The organism is Pseudomonas sp. SWRI77, assembly GCF_014269105.1.
Classification (GTDB): Bacteria; Pseudomonadota; Gammaproteobacteria; order Pseudomonadales; family Pseudomonadaceae; genus Aquipseudomonas; species Aquipseudomonas capeferrum.
The window spans coordinates 22,603-40,924 of record NZ_JABWRV010000036.1; the positions used below are offsets into that span (position 1 = coordinate 22,603).

The 18,322-nt window shown below is 64.1% G+C and carries 15 protein-coding genes; 7 read left to right on the forward strand and 8 right to left on the reverse strand.

Features of this window, described 5'->3' with window-relative positions:
• Together HU766_RS24510 and HU766_RS24515 are read left to right on the forward strand one after the other, a co-directional pair.
• Positions 1-1,329, forward strand: a complete 1,329-nt coding sequence (locus tag HU766_RS24510) for a TolC family outer membrane protein (RefSeq protein WP_186661330.1) — start codon at positions 1-3, stop codon at positions 1,327-1,329.
• A 360-nt stretch (positions 1,330-1,689) separates the two neighbouring features.
• Positions 1,690-2,358 (forward strand): methyltransferase domain-containing protein, encoded by a 669-nt coding sequence (locus tag HU766_RS24515; RefSeq protein ID WP_033697127.1) that lies wholly within the window; start codon positions 1,690-1,692, stop codon positions 2,356-2,358.
• A gap of 75 nt (positions 2,359-2,433) precedes the next feature.
• On the opposite strand, the gene quiC is transcribed toward HU766_RS24515, so the two are convergent.
• Entirely contained in the window at positions 2,434-4,341 is a 1,908-nt protein-coding gene (gene quiC, locus HU766_RS24520) for a 3-dehydroshikimate dehydratase QuiC (RefSeq protein ID WP_186661332.1), read from the reverse strand.
• Positions 4,342-4,808: 467 nt separating this feature from the next.
• Between quiC and HU766_RS24525 the strand changes: the two genes are divergently transcribed.
• Positions 4,809-6,182 (forward strand): MFS transporter, encoded by a 1,374-nt coding sequence (locus tag HU766_RS24525; protein WP_033697123.1) that lies wholly within the window; start codon positions 4,809-4,811, stop codon positions 6,180-6,182.
• 38 nt (positions 6,183-6,220) lie between these two features.
• Here the strand turns inward: HU766_RS24525 and HU766_RS24530 are convergent, their stop codons facing one another.
• From HU766_RS24530 to HU766_RS24550, 5 genes are all read right to left on the reverse strand, one after another.
• On the reverse strand, positions 6,221-7,633 hold the full coding sequence (locus HU766_RS24530; RefSeq protein WP_186661334.1) for a DOPA decarboxylase: 1,413 nt from the start codon (positions 7,631-7,633) through the stop codon (positions 6,221-6,223).
• An 82-nt stretch (positions 7,634-7,715) separates the two neighbouring features.
• Entirely contained in the window at positions 7,716-8,660 is a 945-nt protein-coding gene (locus HU766_RS24535; protein ID WP_033697119.1) for a LysR family transcriptional regulator, read from the reverse strand.
• A gap of 138 nt (positions 8,661-8,798) precedes the next feature.
• A complete protein-coding gene (locus tag HU766_RS24540; protein ID WP_033697117.1) occupies positions 8,799-9,509 on the reverse strand; it encodes a YebC/PmpR family DNA-binding transcriptional regulator in 711 nt (236 codons plus the stop codon).
• Between the two features lie 95 nt (positions 9,510-9,604).
• Positions 9,605-10,996 carry an FAD-dependent oxidoreductase gene (locus HU766_RS24545; RefSeq protein ID WP_186661336.1) on the reverse strand — a complete coding sequence of 464 codons (1,392 nt, stop codon included), beginning with the start codon at positions 10,994-10,996 and terminating at the stop codon, positions 9,605-9,607.
• Between the two features lie 14 nt (positions 10,997-11,010).
• The gene (locus HU766_RS24550) at positions 11,011-12,327 is read right to left on the reverse strand and encodes an MFS transporter (RefSeq protein WP_156310120.1); all 1,317 of its coding nucleotides are present in this window, start codon (positions 12,325-12,327) and stop codon (positions 11,011-11,013) included.
• A gap of 245 nt (positions 12,328-12,572) precedes the next feature.
• On the opposite strand from HU766_RS24550, the gene HU766_RS24555 reads away from it, so the two are divergent.
• Both HU766_RS24555 and HU766_RS24560 read left to right on the forward strand, forming a co-directional pair.
• Positions 12,573-13,442 carry a LysR substrate-binding domain-containing protein gene (locus HU766_RS24555; protein ID WP_033697112.1) on the forward strand — a complete coding sequence of 290 codons (870 nt, stop codon included), beginning with the start codon at positions 12,573-12,575 and terminating at the stop codon, positions 13,440-13,442.
• A gap of 63 nt (positions 13,443-13,505) precedes the next feature.
• A complete protein-coding gene (locus tag HU766_RS24560; RefSeq protein WP_186661338.1) occupies positions 13,506-13,877 on the forward strand; it encodes a DUF2784 domain-containing protein in 372 nt (123 codons plus the stop codon).
• Here the strand turns inward: HU766_RS24560 and tam are convergent.
• Complete coding sequence (tam, locus tag HU766_RS24565; RefSeq protein ID WP_186661340.1) at positions 13,867-14,643, reverse strand: trans-aconitate 2-methyltransferase; 777 nt, start codon at positions 14,641-14,643, stop codon at positions 13,867-13,869. The two genes, HU766_RS24560 and tam, sit on opposite strands and share 11 nt — an antisense overlap.
• Before the next feature lie 107 nt (positions 14,644-14,750).
• Here tam and HU766_RS24570 point away from each other — a divergent pair, with 107 nt between their 5' ends.
• On the forward strand, positions 14,751-14,942 hold the full coding sequence (locus HU766_RS24570) for a hypothetical protein (RefSeq protein ID WP_033699973.1): 192 nt from the start codon (positions 14,751-14,753) through the stop codon (positions 14,940-14,942).
• A gap of 3 nt (positions 14,943-14,945) precedes the next feature.
• On the opposite strand, the gene HU766_RS24575 is transcribed toward HU766_RS24570, so the two are convergent.
• A complete protein-coding gene (locus HU766_RS24575; RefSeq protein ID WP_027593792.1) occupies positions 14,946-16,355 on the reverse strand; it encodes an amino acid permease in 1,410 nt (469 codons plus the stop codon).
• 326 nt (positions 16,356-16,681) lie between these two features.
• Between HU766_RS24575 and HU766_RS24580 the strand changes: the two genes are divergently transcribed.
• On the forward strand, positions 16,682-18,106 hold the full coding sequence (locus HU766_RS24580; RefSeq protein ID WP_186661342.1) for a PLP-dependent aminotransferase family protein: 1,425 nt from the start codon (positions 16,682-16,684) through the stop codon (positions 18,104-18,106).
• Positions 18,107-18,322 lie beyond the last annotated feature (216 nt).

Sequence of the window (18,322 nt, forward strand, 5' to 3'; positions counted from 1 at the left end):
ATGAACCGACACTGCCTGTTGTTGTGCCTGTTGGGGTTGTCCTTGCCGGCCAGTGCCATGGACCTGAAACAAGCCTGGGACCTGTTGCAATACCAAGGCCCTGTCTACCGCGCCGCCGAGCATGAAAAACAAGCCGGCATGGAGAACCGGGCCATTGGCCAGGCCGGCCTGCTGCCGCAGATCAATGCCACGGCCTACTACAACAAGGTCAATGGCACCCAGCACCAGAACAGCCTCGAGAACGATCTGGACTACGACTCCAAGGGCGCCAGCGTGCGCCTGCGCCAGCCGCTGTTCAACAAGCAGAAAATGGCTGAGTACCGCCAGGGCGAGCAGCGTGCCGACTACAGCGTCGCGGTGTTCGACGCCAAGAGCCAGGATGCTGCGGTGCGCCTGGCCGACAGCTACTTCGATGTACTCCTGGCCAGCGAAACCATCACCCTGGCCAAGGCCAAGCTGAACGCCTTCGAAGAGCAACTTGCCTCGGCCAAGCGGCGGATGGAGCTGGGCGCCGGCACGGTGACCGACATCGACGAATCGGTCGCCCGTCGCGACCTGGCCGAGGCCGACCTGATCGAGGCGCAAGACAACCTGGTCAACGCCCGCCGCACGCTTGAGGAATACATCGGTGAAACCCCGGCATCGCTGACCACCCTGCAGCCGGGCTTCAGCACCCCGCCACTGCTACCGGGCAACCTGCAGGACTGGCTGGTCAAGGCCCAGGCCGACAGCCCGCTGATTCACGCACGCCGGCACAGCTATGAGCTTGCCGAAGAAGAGGTCAACCGGGCCAGGGCCGGGCATTGGCCGACGCTGGACTTTGTGGCGGGCTACACCGCAGGTAGCAGCCAGTCGATTTCAGAGCTGAATCAGCGCAACCAGTACAACTCGATCGGGCTGGAACTGAACATCCCGCTGTACAGCGGCGGCAGCACCAGCGCGCTGACCCGTCAGGCCAGCGCCAACAGTTCGAAAGCACTGGACGAACTCGACGCCACCCGTCAGGAAGTCATCTCGGGCACCACCCGTGAGTACCGCGGCGTGCAGAGTGGGGCCATGCGTATCCAGGCGCTGGAAAAGGCCGTGGCGTCCAACGAACGCTCGCTGATCTCGACGCGCAAAGGGTTCAAGGAGGGTGGTACCAGCACCAATTCGGATGTGCTCAACGCTGAAGAACTGCTGTTCGACGCGCGCCATGACCTGTTCGAGGCCAAGCTGAACTACCTGATGTCGCGCCTGCGCCTGGCGTCATCGGTGGGCAGCCTGGGGGATGATGATATCGAGCTGGTCAACGACTACCTGGGGCCGGAGCTGATGGTCAGTAAGTGATGGCGGCTAGGTGCCTGTCTTGGGTTTGGAGTTGGGGCGGAGATCGAGCGCCGCCCGCGCGGCGCATCGCGACGCAAGGCCGCTCCTACATTTGTTTCGGGCCAATTATTCCTGTGGCATTGGCGCGCGGCCCCTTGGTGCCCCCCTCAATATCGCGTCGTACAAACAAGGCGGTCGCGCGCAAATGCCACTGGCCTCACTGGCCCGAAACAAATGTAGGAGCGGCCTTGCGTCGCGATGCGCCGCGCGGGCGGCGCTCGATCTGATAGGCGCTAAAAATGCCAAGCCAGGCACCTGGTGGCCCCCAAGGGGCCGCGATGGCGGCCTATGCTTGAACCAACCCACTGCCGCGGACACCTCATGCCCAACCCCGAAGACACCGTGCTGCACAGCTGGCAGCACAACGCCCAAGCCTGGATCGACGCGGTGCGCAGCGGCGCCATCGAGAGCCGCCGCCAGGTTACCGACCAGGCCATCCTGCTGGCCATTCTGGGCCGCCAACCCGAGCGCGTGCTGGACCTTGGCTGTGGTGAAGGCTGGTTGCTGCGGGCACTTGCCGACCGCGGCATCGAGGCGGCCGGGGTGGATGGCGATCAGACCCTGGTGGCTGCGGCACGTGCGGCTGGGTCCGCGCAGGTTCACCTTGCCAGCTACGCCCAGCTAGCCGAGGGCGACGTCAACGTTGGCCGTGACTATGACCTGATCTGTGCCAATTTCGCGCTGCTGCACCAAGACATCATTGCGCTGCTGGCAGCACTGAAGGGCTTGCTGGCACCCGGTGGTGCACTGGTGATCCAGACATTGCACCCCTGGAGCGTGGCAGCGGGCGATTATCAGGATGGCTGGCGGGAAGAGTCGTTCGCAGGGTTTGCCGGGGCCTGGCGGCCGATGCCGTGGTATTTCCGCACGCTGGCCAGTTGGCTCAATGCATTGGACATGGCCGGGCTGCGCCTGGTCAGCCTGCAGGAGCCGCAGCACCCGCAAAGTGCGGTGCCGCAGGCGCTGCTGATGGTGGCCGAGGGGCGATGAGCCTACGCCGAAGGATCTTCGACGAGTGCAGCCACACGCCCCTGCTGACTCAATGAAACATGAGTTCTGCGGCAGTTACAGGACCGGCTTGCGCGCCACCCCGCTGCGGGCCTTGGCCATCGCCGCCAGGCGCACCGCGACGTTGGCCGCGCCATACCCGGCATAGCCACCCTTGCGCTGGATGATCTCGAAGAAGAAACGCTCCTCGAACGGTTCGGTGTAGACGTGGAACAGCTCGCCACCCTGGGCATCACGGTCGTACAGCACGTTGTAGTACGCCAATTCGCTGAGGAACTCGTCGTCGAAGTCGAAACGCGCTGCCAGGTCGTCGTAGTAATTGAGCGGAATCTCCAACAGCGGTACACCGGCCAGCTTGGCGCGCGCTACTTCACGGAAGATGTCGTCACAATCGAAGGCGATGTGATGCACACCCGAGCCGCGATAGCTGGACAGTGCATGGGCAATGGCCGTGTTGCGGTTCTCGGAGATGTTCAGTGGCAGGCGCAGGGTGCCGCACTGGCTGCGCAGGGCACGGCTCTTGACCAGGCCGTAAGGGTCCGGCAGCACCACTTCGTCGTCGGCAGCGAAATCGAACAGGCTCTTGTAGAACAGCACCCAGCTGTCCAGCGACTCGGCCGGCAGCGCCAGCGCCATGTGGTCGATACGGCGCAGGCCACCGCTGGCATTGGCGGTTTGGTCCAGGCTGAAGTCGGTGTCGTACAGCGTCTGGCCAGCACTGCCCGGCTCTACCAGGTACAACAGGCTGCCATCGGGTGCCCGCACGGCAGGCACTTCACATTCATTGGGGCCGACCAGGCCGCGGAACGGCTGGCCGCGGAAGGCGGTGGCGCGCTTCAGCGCAGCCTGCTGGTCCTTGACCCGCAACGCCGTGGCGCACAACGAAGGCCCGTGCGCCTCGAAGAAGTTGTGGCCGAACGAGTAGGGTTCGGCATTGAGGACGATGTTGATGTCGCCCTGGCGCAGCAGCTGCACGGCCTTGCTGCGGTGTTTGCCGGCATCGGCAAAGCCCAGGCGTTTCAGCCAGCTGCTCAGGCGTGCGCCCACCGCCTCGTCGACGGCGAACTCGAGGAATTCCACGCCGTCGTAGGCGCTGGCCGCAGGCGGGGTGAACAGCACGCCCGGCTCCACCGCCACGGCCTCCTGCTCCAGGCGCAGGCGGGTCTGCTCTTCGAGGTACAGCAGCGAGCGCAAGCCGTCGGCGGCGTTTTGCCGAGGCGGCGCGGCGCGGAAGCCGTCGTTGAAGATTTCCAGTGACAGCGGGCCGCGATAGCCGGTGGCAAGGATTGGGGCGAGGAAGCCCGCCAGGTCCATTTCGCCCTGCCCTGGGAAGCAGCGGAAATGCCGGCTCCACTCCAGCACATCCATGGCCAGGATCGGGGCGTCGGCCATCTGCACGAAGAAGATCTTGTCGCCAGGGATGTCGCGGATCGCGCTGGGGTCGCCCTTGAGCGACAAGGTATGGAAGCTGTCGAGAATCACCCCGAGGGCCGGGTGGTCGGCTTGGCGCACCAGGTTCCAGACCTGCTGGTAGGTCTTGACGTGGCGGCCCCAGGCCAAGGCTTCATAACCGATGCGCAGGCCTCGCTGGCCGGCATGCTCGGCCAACAGGCGCAGGTCGTCCACCAACAGCTGTTCGTCGCCCAGGGCATCGGCCTGAACGTTGCTGCACACCAGCACCAGGTCGGTGCCCAGTTCCTGCATCAGGTCGAACTTGCGCTCGGCGCGGTCGACGTTCTTCTGCAGGCGCTCGCGGCGGCAGCCTTCAAAATCACGGAACGGCTGGAACAAGGTGATGGCGATGCCCAGGTCGGCGCACATCTGGCGAACCTGGCGCGGGCTGCCAGCGTAGTAAAGCAGGTCGTTCTCGAAGATCTCGACGCCGTCGAAGCCGGCGGCGGCGATGGCTTCGAGCTTTTCCGGCAGGGTGCCGCTCAAGGACACGGTGGCAATCGAACGCTGCATGGCGGGATTTCCTTGTTGTTAGGGGACGACGGCGCAGGAAACCTACTGTGACAGTACCTGGCACGATCGATTATTCGCAGGTAAAGTCGCCTCATCAATCCCTTTGTACGGAATGGTTAGTTTTGTGTTCGATTACCGAACAAAACCCGATTTCGCGAATTGCTACACCGCCAACCCGTGGTCAACATGAAACCAGACGCAGGCACACCGACCGATGCCCTTTGCCAAGACGGTCGTTCGGCAGAACCTGCGCTGACAAGCCCAACGTCACAACATAATAAGTTCAATAAAACCGGGTACCGACCTATGAACACTGCTCTGGCCTTGCGTTCCGCACCTGTCTCCTGGCTGTCTGTCACGGCCTTGGCGCGGAATACTCCCGCACTTCACGTTTGACCCCACTCCCGAGATAACCCCCACGTTTGCCACGCGCCGTGCGGGAACCAACAAGAACAACGGAGACAACGATGGCTCACTCCAGCTCTCAAGCCAAGAAAGCGACCGCCAGTGGATGGATAGGCTCGGCACTCGAGTACTACGACTTCTTCATCTATGCCCAGGCTGCGGCCCTGATCTTCCCGCAGATCTTCTTCCCCAATACCGACCCCAAGATGGCGATCATCGCCTCGCTGGCTACCTACGGTGTCGGCTACCTGGCCCGCCCGGTCGGGGCCTTTGTGCTCGGCCACTGGGGTGATACCCGCGGGCGCAAGAACGTACTGCTGCTGTGCATGTTCCTGATGGGCCTGTCGACCATGGCCGTGGGCCTGCTGCCCACCTACCACGACATCGGCATCCTCGCCCCCGTCTTGCTGGTGGTGCTGCGCCTGATCCAGGGCTTTGCCGTGGCCGGCGAGATTTCCGGGGCCAGTTCGATGATCATGGAGCATGCGCCGTTCGGCCGACGTGGCTACTACGCCAGTTTCACCCTGCAAGGCGTGCAGGCCGGCCAGGTTCTGGCGGCGGCGGTATTCCTGCCACTGGCCTACTTCATGCCCAGCGAAGCCTTCAATGACTGGGGCTGGCGCATTCCGTTCCTGATGAGCGCCGTGGTGCTGATCGCCGGCTTCATCATCCGTAAGGAAGTGCACGAGACGCCTGCGTTCGTGAAGGAAGAGAAGCAGGACAAAGTCGCCAAGTCGCCGGTCAGCGAGGCCTTCCGCCATAGCTGGAAACACATGGTGCTGGTGATGTTCATGGCACTGATGAACGTGATTCCGGTGGTCGCCACCATCTTCGGCGCGGCCTACGCGGTGCAGCCGGCCTATGGCATCGGCTTCGACAAGAGCGTGTACCTGTGGATCCCGGTGGTCGGCAATATCGTTGCGGTGCTGGTGATTCCCTTTGTCGGCAACCTGTCCGACAAGATCGGCCGTCGCCCGACCATGATCGCCGGGTGCCTGGGCTCAGGCCTGCTGGCCTTCGTCTACCTGTATGCGATCAGCATCCAGAACGTGCCGCTGGCCTTCGCCGCCTCGATCGTGATGTGGGGCATGGTCTACCAGGGCTACAACGCGGTGTTCCCAAGCTTCTACCCAGAGCTGTTCCACACCCGTTACCGTGTTTCGGCCATGGCCATCGCGCAGAACATCGGCACCATGCTGACCGCCATGTTGCCCGCACTGTTCGCCATCGTGGCACCGCCAGGCTCGGACAACATTCCGCTGGTGGTCGGTAGCATGGCGTTCTTCATCACCTGCATCTGCGCCCTGGCGGCGTACATTGCACCGGAAACCCACCGCATGGCGATGGAGGACCTGGGCAATCCGCAGGCCAAGCCGATGGACAAAGAAGCGTATGAGGCCAGCCGTAAAGGTAGCCTCCAGACCGTAAGCCACTGATAGACCGTAGGGGGCCGCTTTTGCGGCCCCCTGCATTTTCAGCCCTTGACCACTGCCTGCAGCCCCCGCCACAGTTTCTCGACATGCTCACGCTCGGTAGGCAGCGCCCCCACCGACACCCGCACCATCCACCGGCCATTCAAGGTTGCCGGCGTCACATAGGCATCCCCAGACGTATTGAGCCGCTCGGCCCAGCCGCGGGTATGCGCATCCAACGCCTCCCCTTCCAGCCCCGCCGGCCGATGCTGGATGCACAACGTCTGCAATTGCACCGGCGCCAGCAGTTCCCAGCCCGGCGTCGCCTCGATCTGCTCGGCAAGCCACTGGGCATTCTCCAAATCACGCCGCAAGCGTGCCTGCAGCGCTTCGACACCCTCACTGCGCAACATGAACCACAGTTTCAGCGCACGGAAGCGGCGCCCCAGCGGGATGCCCCAGTCGCGCAGGTTCTTCACCTCGTCATCCACCGCCGACTGCAAATAGCTGGGGTTGGTGCTCATCACGCGGATCAGGTGCTGCGGGTCGCGCACGTAGTAGATCGAACAGTCGAAGGCCACGCCCAGCCACTTGTGCGCATTGACCACCACCGAGTCGGCCAGCTCGATGCCATCCCACATCCAGCGGCACTCCGGCAGGATCATCGCCGAGCCGGCCATGGCCGAGTCGACATGCAGCCACAGGCCATGGGCCTGGGTGATTTCACCGATCAGGCGAAGCGGGTCGAGTGCCGTGGTGGTAGTGGTGCCGGTGGTCGCAACCACCGCACACGGCTGGTTACCCGCCGCCAGGTCCTGCTCGATGGCTGCTTGCAGGGCAGCCGGCTGCAGGGCGAAGCGCTCGTCGGTGGGGATCAGGCGAATGTTGTCACGGCCAAAACCTGCCAGCAGTGCGGCCTTGTCCACCGAACTGTGGGCGTGAGCGCTGACGTACACGATCAGCGGCTTGGCCTGGGCCTGCAGGCCGCCACGCACCAACGCGTAACCGCTGGCACGTTCGCGGGCGCAGATCAGCGCCACCAGGGTACTGGTCGAGGCGGTGTCCTGGATCACCCCGCTCCATTGCCCTGACAGGCCCAGCAGCTGGCGCAGCCAGTCAAGGGTGGTTTCTTCCAGTTCGCTCAAGGCCGGGCTGGACTGCCAGGACAGGCCAAGTACGCCCAGGCCGGTGCTGAGAAAATCACCCAGCACCGACGACAACGTGCCGTTGGAGGGGAAGTAGCCGTAGAAATCCGGGTGCTGCCAATGGGACAGGCCTGGCATGACCAGTTTGTTGACGTCGTCGAGAATCGCCTCGAACGGTTCGCCCTGCTGCGGGGCACATGCTGGCAGGGCTGCCTTCAGGTAGCCGGGCTCGACCTGGGCCATCACCGGGCGGTCGCCCACGGTTTGGCGGTAGTCGGCGATCAGGTCGATCAGTTGGTGGCCGTACAGGCGGAATTGTTCGGGGGTCACGGGCGGTCTCCTTTGGGCAGTTTGCTGCCTTTCAGTCTAAGTGCCGCCTGCCCCCCAATGAACCCCGCTTCGCGCATACCTCCTATGGCGTTGGCGCATGCCCACCGTGCACGCCGAACTGCGACTGGCGCCACAATTCGAACACCCGGTTGCGCAACCAGCGGTGCTCGGCCGAGGCCTGCAGGCGCTGGTGCCAGACCACCCAGTAGCGCTGGCTGTGGTCGATAAAGCCCAAGGGCCGCCAGGCCAGGTCATGCAGGCGGCACAGTTGCCGGGCAATGTGCTCGGGCACCGTCGCCACCGCCTGGCTGTTGCCAATCACCTGCACCGTGGCGGAGAAAAACGGCACTTCCAGGCTGACCCGCCGCTGCAGGCCCTGGGCGCGCAAGTGGCGGTCGATGAAGCTGTCCTTGTCGCCACCACCGGAGATGCGCACATGCTTGTGTGCCAGGTAGTCCGCCTGGCTGAGCGTGTGATGGGCTGTCAGCGGGTGATCGCGGCGCATCAGGCAGACGGCGCGATCCTCACCGAGCAAGCGCCCATGCAGGTTGGCGGGCGACTCGTCGAACAAGGTGGTGGCCAGGTCGATTTCGCCGCTGGCCAGCAAGGCATACTGGCCGGCTTGCCAGGTGCGGTATTCGAGGCTGACGCCGGGGGCTTCGTGCTCCAGTGCCGCCACCAGCAACGGCAACATGTGCTCGGCGACGTAGTCGGAGGCCGCCAGGCAGAAGCGCCGTTCGCAACGGGCCGGGTCGAACACGGCCGGTTGGCGCAGGGCCTGAAGCTCTTCGAGTACCTGGCGCAGGGGTTCGACCAACGCTTCGGCATATTCGCTGAGCACGTAGCCACGGCCTTGGCGCACCAGCAGCGGGTCGTCGAACGCTTCGCGCAGGTGGGCCAGTTGGCGGCTCAGGGCCGATTGGCTGACGCCCAGGCGCTCGGCGGCGTGGCTGAGGTTTTTCAGCTGCAGCAGGTGGTCGAGGGTACGCAGGTGGGCGAGGCTGAGGGAGGCGAAAGTTGGGTTCATGGGTGTTCGTCTCCGGGCCGCAGGCGAGGGCTGCGCCCTCGTTTCGCGACACAAGGCCGCTCCTACAGGTACAGCGCTGTACCTGTAGGAGCGGCCTTGCGTCGCGAAAGGGCCGCCAAGCGGCCCCAGAGGCACAAATCAGTCAGTCAGGCCGACATAGACGTTCTGCACGTCATCGTTCTCGTCGATCGCCTCGAGAAACGCCTCGACCTCGGCCAACGCCTCAGCGCTCAGGCTGGCAGCACTCACTGGGTTCTTCGGCGTGTAGCCGATCTTTGCCGAGACCACGGTAAAGCCATGCTCCGGCAGGGCCTTCTGCACAGCGTCCAGGTCGGTGGTGTCGGTGATGAACAGGGTCGAACCCTCTTCTTCGCCTTCCTCGAAGTCCTGGGCACCGGCTTCGATGGCGGCCATTTCCGGGTCGGCATCGCCGTTCGGGGTGGCTTCGATCAGGCCGACGTGGTTGAAGTCCCAGGCCACCGAGCCGCTTGCACCCAGCTGGCCCTTGCGGAACAGCACACGCACCTGCGCGACGGTACGGTTGATGTTGTCGGTCAGGCACTCGACGATCAGCGGCACCTGGTGCGGTGCGAAGCCTTCGTAGCTCACCGCATGGTACTGCACGGCATCACCGTCCAGGCCAGCACCTTTGCGGATTGCCCGATCCAGAGTCTCGCGGGTCATCGAGGCCTTCTTGGCCTGCACGATGGCCAGGCGCAGGCGCGGGTTCATGTCGGGATCGGCGCCCGATTTGGCAGCGATCTGAATCTCTTTTGACAGCTTGCCCATGACCTTGCCTTTGGCATTGGCCGCTGTTTCTCTATGTTTGGCTTTCCACTGTGCGCCCATGTCGACTCTCTTGTTTCAACGGCCAGTTCAGGAAGCGACCGGCCAAAAAGTGGGTGCAGTTTATACGCCCTCGGGCCTGTGATCGACAAGAAATCTCATGCTTTGTCGGCCTTGCCGGCCGCCGCCGCGAAACGCGCCAGGCGCACATCCAGGTGCCGTGGCCGTAGCCCGCGGTCCTCGGCGCGCTCTTTGCGACGGATGGCATTGCGCACCATCAGCGAGCCCAGGTAGCGAATCGGTTCGGGCGGGAACAACCCCAGCGGGCCGTTGACCAGCGGCGAGCGGGACCACGGGTTGTCCAGCCCCAACGCCAGCGACGAGAGGATCTGCCCGCCCATGTGGCACGGCCCGACGCCGCTGCCGGAATAACCAAAGCCGTAGAACACATTGCCCTGCCCGTCCAGCCGGCCGAAGAACGGCAGCCCGGTCACCGAGCGGTCCGACGGGCCGTTCCAACTGGCCGCCAGCGGCACCTCGGCCAGGGCCGGGAAGAACGCGCCCAGGCTTTCGCGCAGCAGCGGCCGGTACGGCGAAGGCTGGTCGAACACCGGCAGCATGCGCCCGCCATAGGCGAAAGTATTGCCGCCCTTGCCGAGCATCAGCCGGCCATCCGAGGTGTTGTGGTAGTAATGCACGAAGATCCGCGAGTCGAGCACGCTGACGCCGTTGTTCAAGCCAATTTCGCGCAGCAGGTCGGGGCACGGCTCGGTGATCACCATGTCGCTGGAGACAATGGCCACGCTGCGCTCGAACTGCGGGAAGGCCCGCGCCATCCAGGCATTGAGGCCCAGCACCACGCGGTCGGCGCGCACCGTCCCGTGGGCGGTACGCACCTGCACTGGCGCGCCGTGTTCCAGGCTGGCCATGGCCGTGCCTTCATGGATGCGCACCCCGCGCTGCAAGGCCACACGGCGCAGGCCACGCACCAGCCGCCCAGGCTGCACGGTGGCGGCCGCCGGGGAGAACCAGCCTTCCAGGTGCCGCGCCGAGCCGGCCAGGCGCTGCACAGCCTCCAGCGGCAGGCGTTCGAATGAGTTGATGCCCTGCTGCGCCAGCGCCGCGATCACCGCATCGGTCGCGCCCACCTGGGCCTGGTTGGTGGCGGTGTACAAGGTGCCGTCGAGGCGGTAGTCGCAGTCGATGCCGTTGGCCGCGCAGAACGCACCAATGGCCGCAATGCTGCGCTCCGACTCGCGCACCAGGCGCACCGCCTCGGCCGTGCCGAACAAGCGTTCGAGGGTGAAGTACTTGGCCGACCAGGAAAGCGCGCAACCGCCATTGCGCCCACTGGCACCTGCGCCGCAGATGTCTGCTTCGATCAGCATCACGTCCAGCGCCGGCGCCGCCTCCTTGAGCATCAGTGCAGTCCAGAGGCCGGTGTAGCCCCCGCCAACGATGCATACGTCGCAACGCGCGTCGCCTTGCAGCGGCGGGCATAGCGCATCCTGCTCCGAATCCAGGGCCTGTTGCAGCCAGAAGGGTCTCATTCGCTCGCTTTCCTTTAGGTACGCAGTGGCTTGATCGCCATGCTGGTGTTGGGTGCCACGTCATTGGCTTCGGCCAGGGTGGCCGGGCGGCTGTTCCAGTGCGGCAACAGCACCAGGGCCGAGAACAGTGCGCAACCGGCGAACACGATGAACACCGTCACGCTGTCGAAGTAACCGGGCAGCAGGCCGCCAAGCACCGCCCCCACCGAGCCGCAGCCATTGACGAAGCCGGCTGCCGTGGCACCGGCCTTGGCCGTGCCGAAGTCGATGGCAGCCGCACCGCTGATCATCGAGTCCGGCCCGTACAGGGTCAGGCCCATGACAAACAGCAGGCCCACCACCATGACGACGCTGCCGCTGTGCATGGCTGCCATGAACGCCGCCAGGGTCACCGTCAACAGCAGCAAGCTGATCACGCAGGCCGGCATGCGCCGCGCGCCGAACAGTTTGTCGGAGGCCAGGCCAATCATGATCGGCCCCAACAGCCCAGCCAGCTCGAAGGCGGTCGGGATGATCGCCGCGCCGACCTTGCCCACCGATGGCATCTGCTCGAAGACGATTACCGGCCCCCACAGCAAGATGGCGTAGCGCGCCGGCTTGAGCAGAAAGTAGGCCAGGCCCAGGGTCAGTACCGTGCGGTTGCGCATGATCTCGCGCAGGGGCGCCCAGACGCTGCACAGGTTGGCGCCCGGCGCCATGCTTTGCGGCTCGGGCTCGACGGCGGGCAAGCCGACGTCTTCAGGTTTGTTGCGCTGCAGGAAGAAGAACAGCACGGCCACCAGCGCGACCACGGCGGCACTGGAGTAAAACGCTGCGTGCCAGGTACCGACCAGGGTGTAGGCCCACCAGCCAGCAAACGGCGAGGCCACCAGGCCGCCGAAGGCATAGCACGAGCTCCACAGGCCCAGCACCCGGCCGCGCTGCGCGGCGGGGAAGAAACTGCCGATGTTCTTGCACAAGCCGGCCCAGCCGGTGGACTGCGCCAAGCCCTGGATCAGCATGCAGGTGGCGAAGATCGGGAAGGTCGCGTAGCTGCCCATCACCACGGCCGCCGCCGCCGAAATCAGTAAACCGCCGAGCACCACCACGCGAGGGCCGAAGCGGTCGGCAAGCATGCCCCAGGTGAACTGGCCCACCGCATAGGCAGCCAGGTAGATGGCATCGAGGTTGGCCATGGCGGCCTTGTCGAGCATGAAGCTTGGGTCTTCGGCGATACCCAGCTTGGCCACCGAGAAGGCCTTGCGGGTGAAGTAGAAGGCGGCATAAGCCAGCCAGGTAATTGCGAAAATCTGCATACGCCAGCGTTTGAACGTGGCTAGGGAATGGTTCATGTGAGTCTGACCTCTTGCTCAAGTGTGCCGGCAGAATGTGAAGAAACGCCTGTCTTGTTCTTGTGTTGCGCACAGCGATGACGGTGGCCCGTCATCGGGTCAGATGGCGCTGCAAGAGCACCATGGCCCGGCTGGCGCTTGTGGCACCAGCGTTGGGCTGAGAGCTATGGAAACAGCTGGTGACTGATAAATAAAATCGATTTATCGTATTTCACACATAAGCTCAGCTTGTTACTGGAGTCGTCATGTCGGTCTCACACGCTCAACTCAAGGCCTTCCACGCCGTGGCGGTGCACGGCAGCTTCACCCGGGCGGCGCAAAAGCTGTTTCTTACCCAGCCGGCAGTCTCCGACCAGGTGCGCAAGCTCGAAGAGCGCTTCGGCGTGCTGCTGTTCCACCGCAACAAACGCTCGGTGCAACTGACCGACCTGGGCGAGCGCCTGCTGGGCATCAGCCAGCGCCTGTTCGCCTGCGAAGCCGAAGCCCTTGAGCTGCTGCAGGACTCGCGCGCCCTGCACACCGGCAGCCTGGTGCTGGCGGTGGATGCACCGGTGCATGTGCTGCCGCAGATCGCCCGGTTCTGCCAGCGCTACCCGGGTATCCAGGTGAAGATCGAGACCGGCAACACCGATGAGTCGCTGGCCCGGCTGTTCAGCTACCAGGCCGACCTGGCACTGCTGGGGCGGGATGTGGACGATGAGCGCCTGCATTGCCTGCCACTGCGCCGCGACCCGATGGTGGCGTTCGTTTCCCATCATCACCCGTGGGCCAGCCGCGGCTCGATCAGCCTGGCGGACCTGGATGACACACCGCTGGTGCTGCGCGAGCCTGGGTCGGTAACGCGACAGACGCTGGAGGAAGAGATGCAGCGGGCCGGCTTGCGGATTCGGCCGGCGATCCAGGTAGAGGGCCGCGAAGCGGCACGTGAAGCGGTGGTGGTGGGGATTGGCGTGGGGGTGGTGTCGGCGGCGGAGTTTGGCGCCGATGCGCGGGTGTGTGCGTTGCCGATCGTCGATTGCCAGCGGCACTTGACCGAGACGCTGGTGTGCCTAAGCGAGCAGCGTACACGGCGGGTGGTGGCGACGTTCTTGCAAATGGTGCAGGAAGGGTTGTAAATCCGCCCCATAGCTTCCCGCTAACGCAAAGCTCGCGTCACCCTACCGCCTGGATAACTGCCAATGCTCTTTCGCCTGACCGCCGACACGCTGGTGCTGCTGCACCTGGCCTTCATCCTGCTGGTGCTGTTCGGCGGCCTGCTGGTGCTGCGTTGGCGCCCTGCCCTGCTGGTGCACCTTCCAGCCCTGGCCTGGGGCCTGGCGGTGGAATACCTGCACCTGGGTTGCCCGCTGACCAGCTGGGAAAACCGCATGCGCAGCGCCGCTGGCGATGCGGGCTACCAGGGCGGCTTCGTCGAGCATTACGTCTGGCCGCTCATCTACCCCGCCGGCCTGACACCACAGACCCAGGTGCTGCTGGGCACCGTGGTGTTGCTGCTCAATGTCGGCATTTACGGTTACGTGCTTTGGCGCTGGCGCCGCCCTACCGGGTAGCGATCACGAACAACCGCGGGAACGGCAGCAATACCTTGCCGTCGGTGGACGGCGGGTAGTCGCGCTGCATCGCCTGCAGGTACATCTGCAGAAAGCCTGCCTGCTCGTGCTCGTCCAGCCTGGCCAGGTAAGGCCGCAACGCCGAGCCCTTGAACCACTCCACCACGGCTTCGGCGCCACCCTCCAAGGGGTGATGGTAAGTGGTACGCCACACATCCACCCGCGTGCACAGTGGGCTGAGCAAGTCGTAATAGAACGCCGCATTGTGCCTGGGCGGCAACTGGAAGTCGGCAAACTTGGCGGCCCACGGGCCTTGGCTGGCGATCTCGCGCAATTGCCGGTGCGCCGGCTCGTCGAGGTTGTCTGGGGTCTGCACCGCCAGGCTGCCGCCCTCGCTCAACTGGCTGATCAGGTGCGGGTACAGCGAAGCATGGTTGGGCACCCATTGCAGCGAGGCATTGGCCAGGATCAGGTCCTGTGCTTGCGGCGCGGTCCATTTGCCAATGTCGGCAATGGCGCAGCGTACCCGGGGCACACACAACCGTTTGCGCTCACGGGCCTTGTCGATCATGTCGGGGTCGCTGTCCAGCGCCATTACCTGGGCATCGGGGTAACGCTGCAGCAGCACTTCGGTGGAGTTGCCCGGGCCGCAGCCCAGGTCCGTGGCATGACGCACCGGGCGTTGCGGCACGGCGGTCAGCAGGTCGCGTACGGCGCGGGTGCGCTCATTTTCGAAGAGGGAATACTGGGTGGCGGACCAGGCCATGTGCGGCTCCTTTGGGCGGGCAATGCGCTGAGCATAAGCCATGTGCTGCCTGTTAGGGGTTCCTCGCAGGCCGGAACTGACTGCCTATGCTTGAAGTCAGTCCTTACATGCGCATGCCTATGAAAACATACCTGGCCCTGGCCATCCTGACCCTGATCGCTGCCGCCGCCCTGCTCGGCTCACCCTGGATGAACCAGCGCTTCCACATGCCTGACCGGCATGCGAGTGAAAAAAGCCAGGCCCTGAACGCAAAAACGGCCGGGTCCCCAAGGGAGCCGGCCGTTTCGAACAGCGACTAAGGCTTAGTGGCGCTTGGCGCTGCGGATCTGATGCACGACGCCCATGGCCACCACGACCGCCGCAGCGATGCCGGTGGAGATCACCAGGATCTGGTAGTCAGGCATGAACGCCATGGTCACCAGGGCGGCCACGATGAACGCGATCACCAGGTAGGTCAGCCACGGGAACAGCCACATCTTCAGGCGAACTTCCTTGCCTTCGGCGATCAGCTTGCGGCGCATGCGCAGTTGCGAGAAGGCGATCACCAGGTACACCAGCAACGCGATCATGCCGGTGGTGTTCATCAGGGTGTCCAGCACGTCTTTCGGGCGCAGGGTCTCGCTGAAGTTGATCAGCGCACACACTACCGCCACGGCGCACGAACCCATGATCGCGTACACCGGTACGCCGGTGCCGGCGCGGGTGATCTTGAAGAACGACGGCGCATCGCCACGCTGGGACAGCGAGAACAGCATGCGCGAGGCGGTGTAGTGACCGGAGATCAGGCAGCTGCTGACCGAGGTCAGGACCACGAAGTTCATCAGCAACTCGGCATACGGCACGCCCAGCAGCTCCAGGGTACGGCGGTAGGCGCCATAGCCCGAGACGCCCAGGTGCGGGTCGTTCCACGGTACCAGGCAGACGATCAGGAAGATCGAGCCGACGTAGAACAGGCACACACGCCATACCACCGAGTTGGTGGCCTTGACGATCTGTGCGGCCGGGTCCTTGGCTTCGGATGCCGCAATGGTCACGATCTCGGCGCCGAGGAAGGCGAACATCACCCCAAGCAAGGCACCAATCACCGTGGTGATGCCGTTGGGCATGAAGCCTTCTGCGGTCAGATGGCTGATGCCGCGCACTTCGCCGAACTGCCAGACGTTCATCACGGCGGCGGTGCACACCACCAGGAAGCAGACGATGGCAATCACCTTGATCAAGGCGAACCAGAACTCGAACTCACCGTAGTGCTTGACGTTGAAGAAGTTGACGGTGATCAGCAGCAGGGTCGTGGCCAGCACGAACACGTTGACACTGACGTCAGGGAAGAAGCCGTGCAGGATCTTGCCCGCCACGTAGGCTTCCCACGCCATGAGGATTACCCAGTACCACCAGTACAGCCAACCGATGGTGAAACCGGCCCAGCGGCCAATGGCGCGGTCGGCGTAGGTGGAGAACGAGCCGGTGTCAGGCGAGGACGTCGCCATTTCGCCGAGCATGCGCATGATCAGCACCACTAGGATGCCGCCTGCCAGGTAGGCCAGGACAGCGGCCGGGCCGGCGCTGTGGATCACGCTGCCGGAACCGACGAACAAGGCGCCGCCGATAACCCCGGCGATCGACATCATCGTCAGGTGGCGCGACTTGAGGGAGGCACTGAGCTTGCTCTCGTGCCCGCCTTTCGCGGTGGTGGTTGTGGATGTTGCGTCCATCAGTTGTGTACCCCGTGCTTCTTTTTATCCAAGGAAAACTGTGAGGCCCCGATGGCTAGCGGCCTCACCTGTACATCAGTGCTAATGCGGGCAGGATGGTGTGAACAAACACACGCAGGCCATCCATGGCGGCCTGCTGACGCGCCCGAAGGTTTGCCCTTCGAGCGAACTGAACATGCTTTATGTGGCGATATCCGACACCTAATGTAAAAATGTCCGACGCAGAGAGCCATGCACAGTGGCATGAATCTCGCACTGCACTGTACAGGCCGCCCATGCAATACACCTTGCAGGCGCCTGGCGCCAAGCACCCTGAAGGCCCCCGAATGTTCGAATTACACCCAGACTCCCCAACCCCGCTGGTCAATCAGATCATCGATGGACTGCGCGAGCTGATCGACAACCAGACGCTCAAGCCTGGGGCCAAGGTCCCGTCTATCCGCGCCTTTGCCGCGACTTACTCGGTGAGTACCTTTACCGTGGTCGAGGCTTATGATCGTCTGGTCGCTCAGGGCCTGCTGGTAAGCCGGGGCAACGCGGGTTTTTTCATCAATCGCGCGGCCGGCGAGTTGCTGGAAAAACACAATGCCGAGGCCGACACCAGTCGACCAACGTTCAACTCTGAATGGTACCTGCAGCAGATCTTCGAGATCCGCCAACTGCCGTTCAAGCCCGGCTGCGGCTGGTTGCCCAATGACTGGATGTACGAAGACGGCCTGCGCCGCGGTTTGCGCCAGGTCGCCGGGAGCCCGCTGGAGCTGTCTGGCTATGGCGACCCCATGGGCCTGGCGGAACTGCGTGCGCTGACCGCGCAGAACCTGCAGCAGGAGCTGTCGATTGTCGCCAACCCGGCGCAACTGATGCTCACCCACGGCGCCAGCCAAGCCCTGGACCTGGCCGCGCGCACCCTGGTACGCCCAGGTGACGTGGTGCTGGTGGACGACCCCGGCTACCCCAACCTGATGAGCATCCTGCGCACCCAGGGCGCGACGCTGGTCGGCGTACCGCGCACACCCAACGGCTACGACCTCAACCAGCTGGAGCAACTGCTGGCGCACCACCGCCCGACGGCCTTCTTCACCCAGCCGCACCTGCACAGCCCGACCTGCTCACGCACCCCGCTGCCGCAGCTGCACCGTTTGCTGCAACTGGCCAGCCAGCATGGCTTCCGCCTGGTGGAGAACAACCTGTACGCCGACATGGTCACCGAGCCGCAGCCATGCCTGGCCAGCCTCGACCACCTGCAGCAGGTGGTGTACGTGGGCAGTTACTCGAAGAGCATTTCGCCCAACGTGCGGGTTGGCTACATGATGGCCAACCCGGAGCTGATGCAGAAACTGGTACACCTGAAAATGCGCTCGGGCCTCACCACCTCGCAGGTGATGGAGCGCGTGGTGTATGCCGCGATCATCGACGGGCGCTGGCGCAAGCACCTCAAACGCCTGCGCCAGCGTTTGGCCGAGGCGCACCAGGAAGTGGGCCGGCACTTGCATCGGCTGGGTTTCGAGTTGTTCACCGAGTCGGACGAAGGGATGTACATCTGGACCCGGCATCCGGCGATTCCGGATAGCGCGGCGTTGCTGGACGATGCGCTGGAGCAAGGGATCATGCTTGGGCCTGGGCAGTTGTTCATGGTGGATGCCAAGGCGACGGGGTGGATGCGGTTCAATGTGGCGTTCAGTACCGACCCTGCGATGTGGGAGCTGTTGGAGAAGGTGCTGGTGAAGCATGTGCGGCGGGGTGGGGTTTAGTGGGTTTAGGGCTTGCATGGCATTTGCAGCGCCTGGAAGATCGAGCGTCGCGCGGGCGGCGCTCGATCTCACAGGCGCTGAATTTGCCGTGGCGAACACCGGGGGACTAGTGTGGTGTTTCACAAATACCGCTGAAAATCTGAGCTAGGCTCTGTGGAAGCCAACTCTCCAAGGGCATCGACATGGGCCGACCAGCAACCGTCATTACCCTTTCCG

Coding starts and splice junctions, on each gene's coding strand:
- HU766_RS24510 (WP_186661330.1), top strand. CDS start 1: ATGAACCGACACTGCCTGTTGTTGTGCCTGTTGGGGTTGTCCTTGCCG.
- HU766_RS24540 (WP_033697117.1), bottom strand. CDS start 9,509: ATGGGCGCACAGTGGAAAGCCAAACATAGAGAAACAGCGGCCAATGCC.
- tam (WP_186661340.1), bottom strand. CDS start 14,643: ATGGCCTGGTCCGCCACCCAGTATTCCCTCTTCGAAAATGAGCGCACC.
- HU766_RS24550 (WP_156310120.1), bottom strand. CDS start 12,327: ATGAACCATTCCCTAGCCACGTTCAAACGCTGGCGTATGCAGATTTTC.
- HU766_RS24580 (WP_186661342.1), top strand. CDS start 16,682: ATGTTCGAATTACACCCAGACTCCCCAACCCCGCTGGTCAATCAGATC.
- HU766_RS24555 (WP_033697112.1), top strand. CDS start 12,573: ATGTCGGTCTCACACGCTCAACTCAAGGCCTTCCACGCCGTGGCGGTG.
- quiC (WP_186661332.1), bottom strand. CDS start 4,341: ATGCAGCGTTCGATTGCCACCGTGTCCTTGAGCGGCACCCTGCCGGAA.
- HU766_RS24570 (WP_033699973.1), top strand. CDS start 14,751: ATGCGCATGCCTATGAAAACATACCTGGCCCTGGCCATCCTGACCCTG.
- HU766_RS24515 (WP_033697127.1), top strand. CDS start 1,690: ATGCCCAACCCCGAAGACACCGTGCTGCACAGCTGGCAGCACAACGCC.
- HU766_RS24525 (WP_033697123.1), top strand. CDS start 4,809: ATGGCTCACTCCAGCTCTCAAGCCAAGAAAGCGACCGCCAGTGGATGG.
- HU766_RS24545 (WP_186661336.1), bottom strand. CDS start 10,996: ATGAGACCCTTCTGGCTGCAACAGGCCCTGGATTCGGAGCAGGATGCG.
- HU766_RS24560 (WP_186661338.1), top strand. CDS start 13,506: ATGCTCTTTCGCCTGACCGCCGACACGCTGGTGCTGCTGCACCTGGCC.
- HU766_RS24575 (WP_027593792.1), bottom strand. CDS start 16,355: ATGGACGCAACATCCACAACCACCACCGCGAAAGGCGGGCACGAGAGC.
- HU766_RS24535 (WP_033697119.1), bottom strand. CDS start 8,660: ATGAACCCAACTTTCGCCTCCCTCAGCCTCGCCCACCTGCGTACCCTC.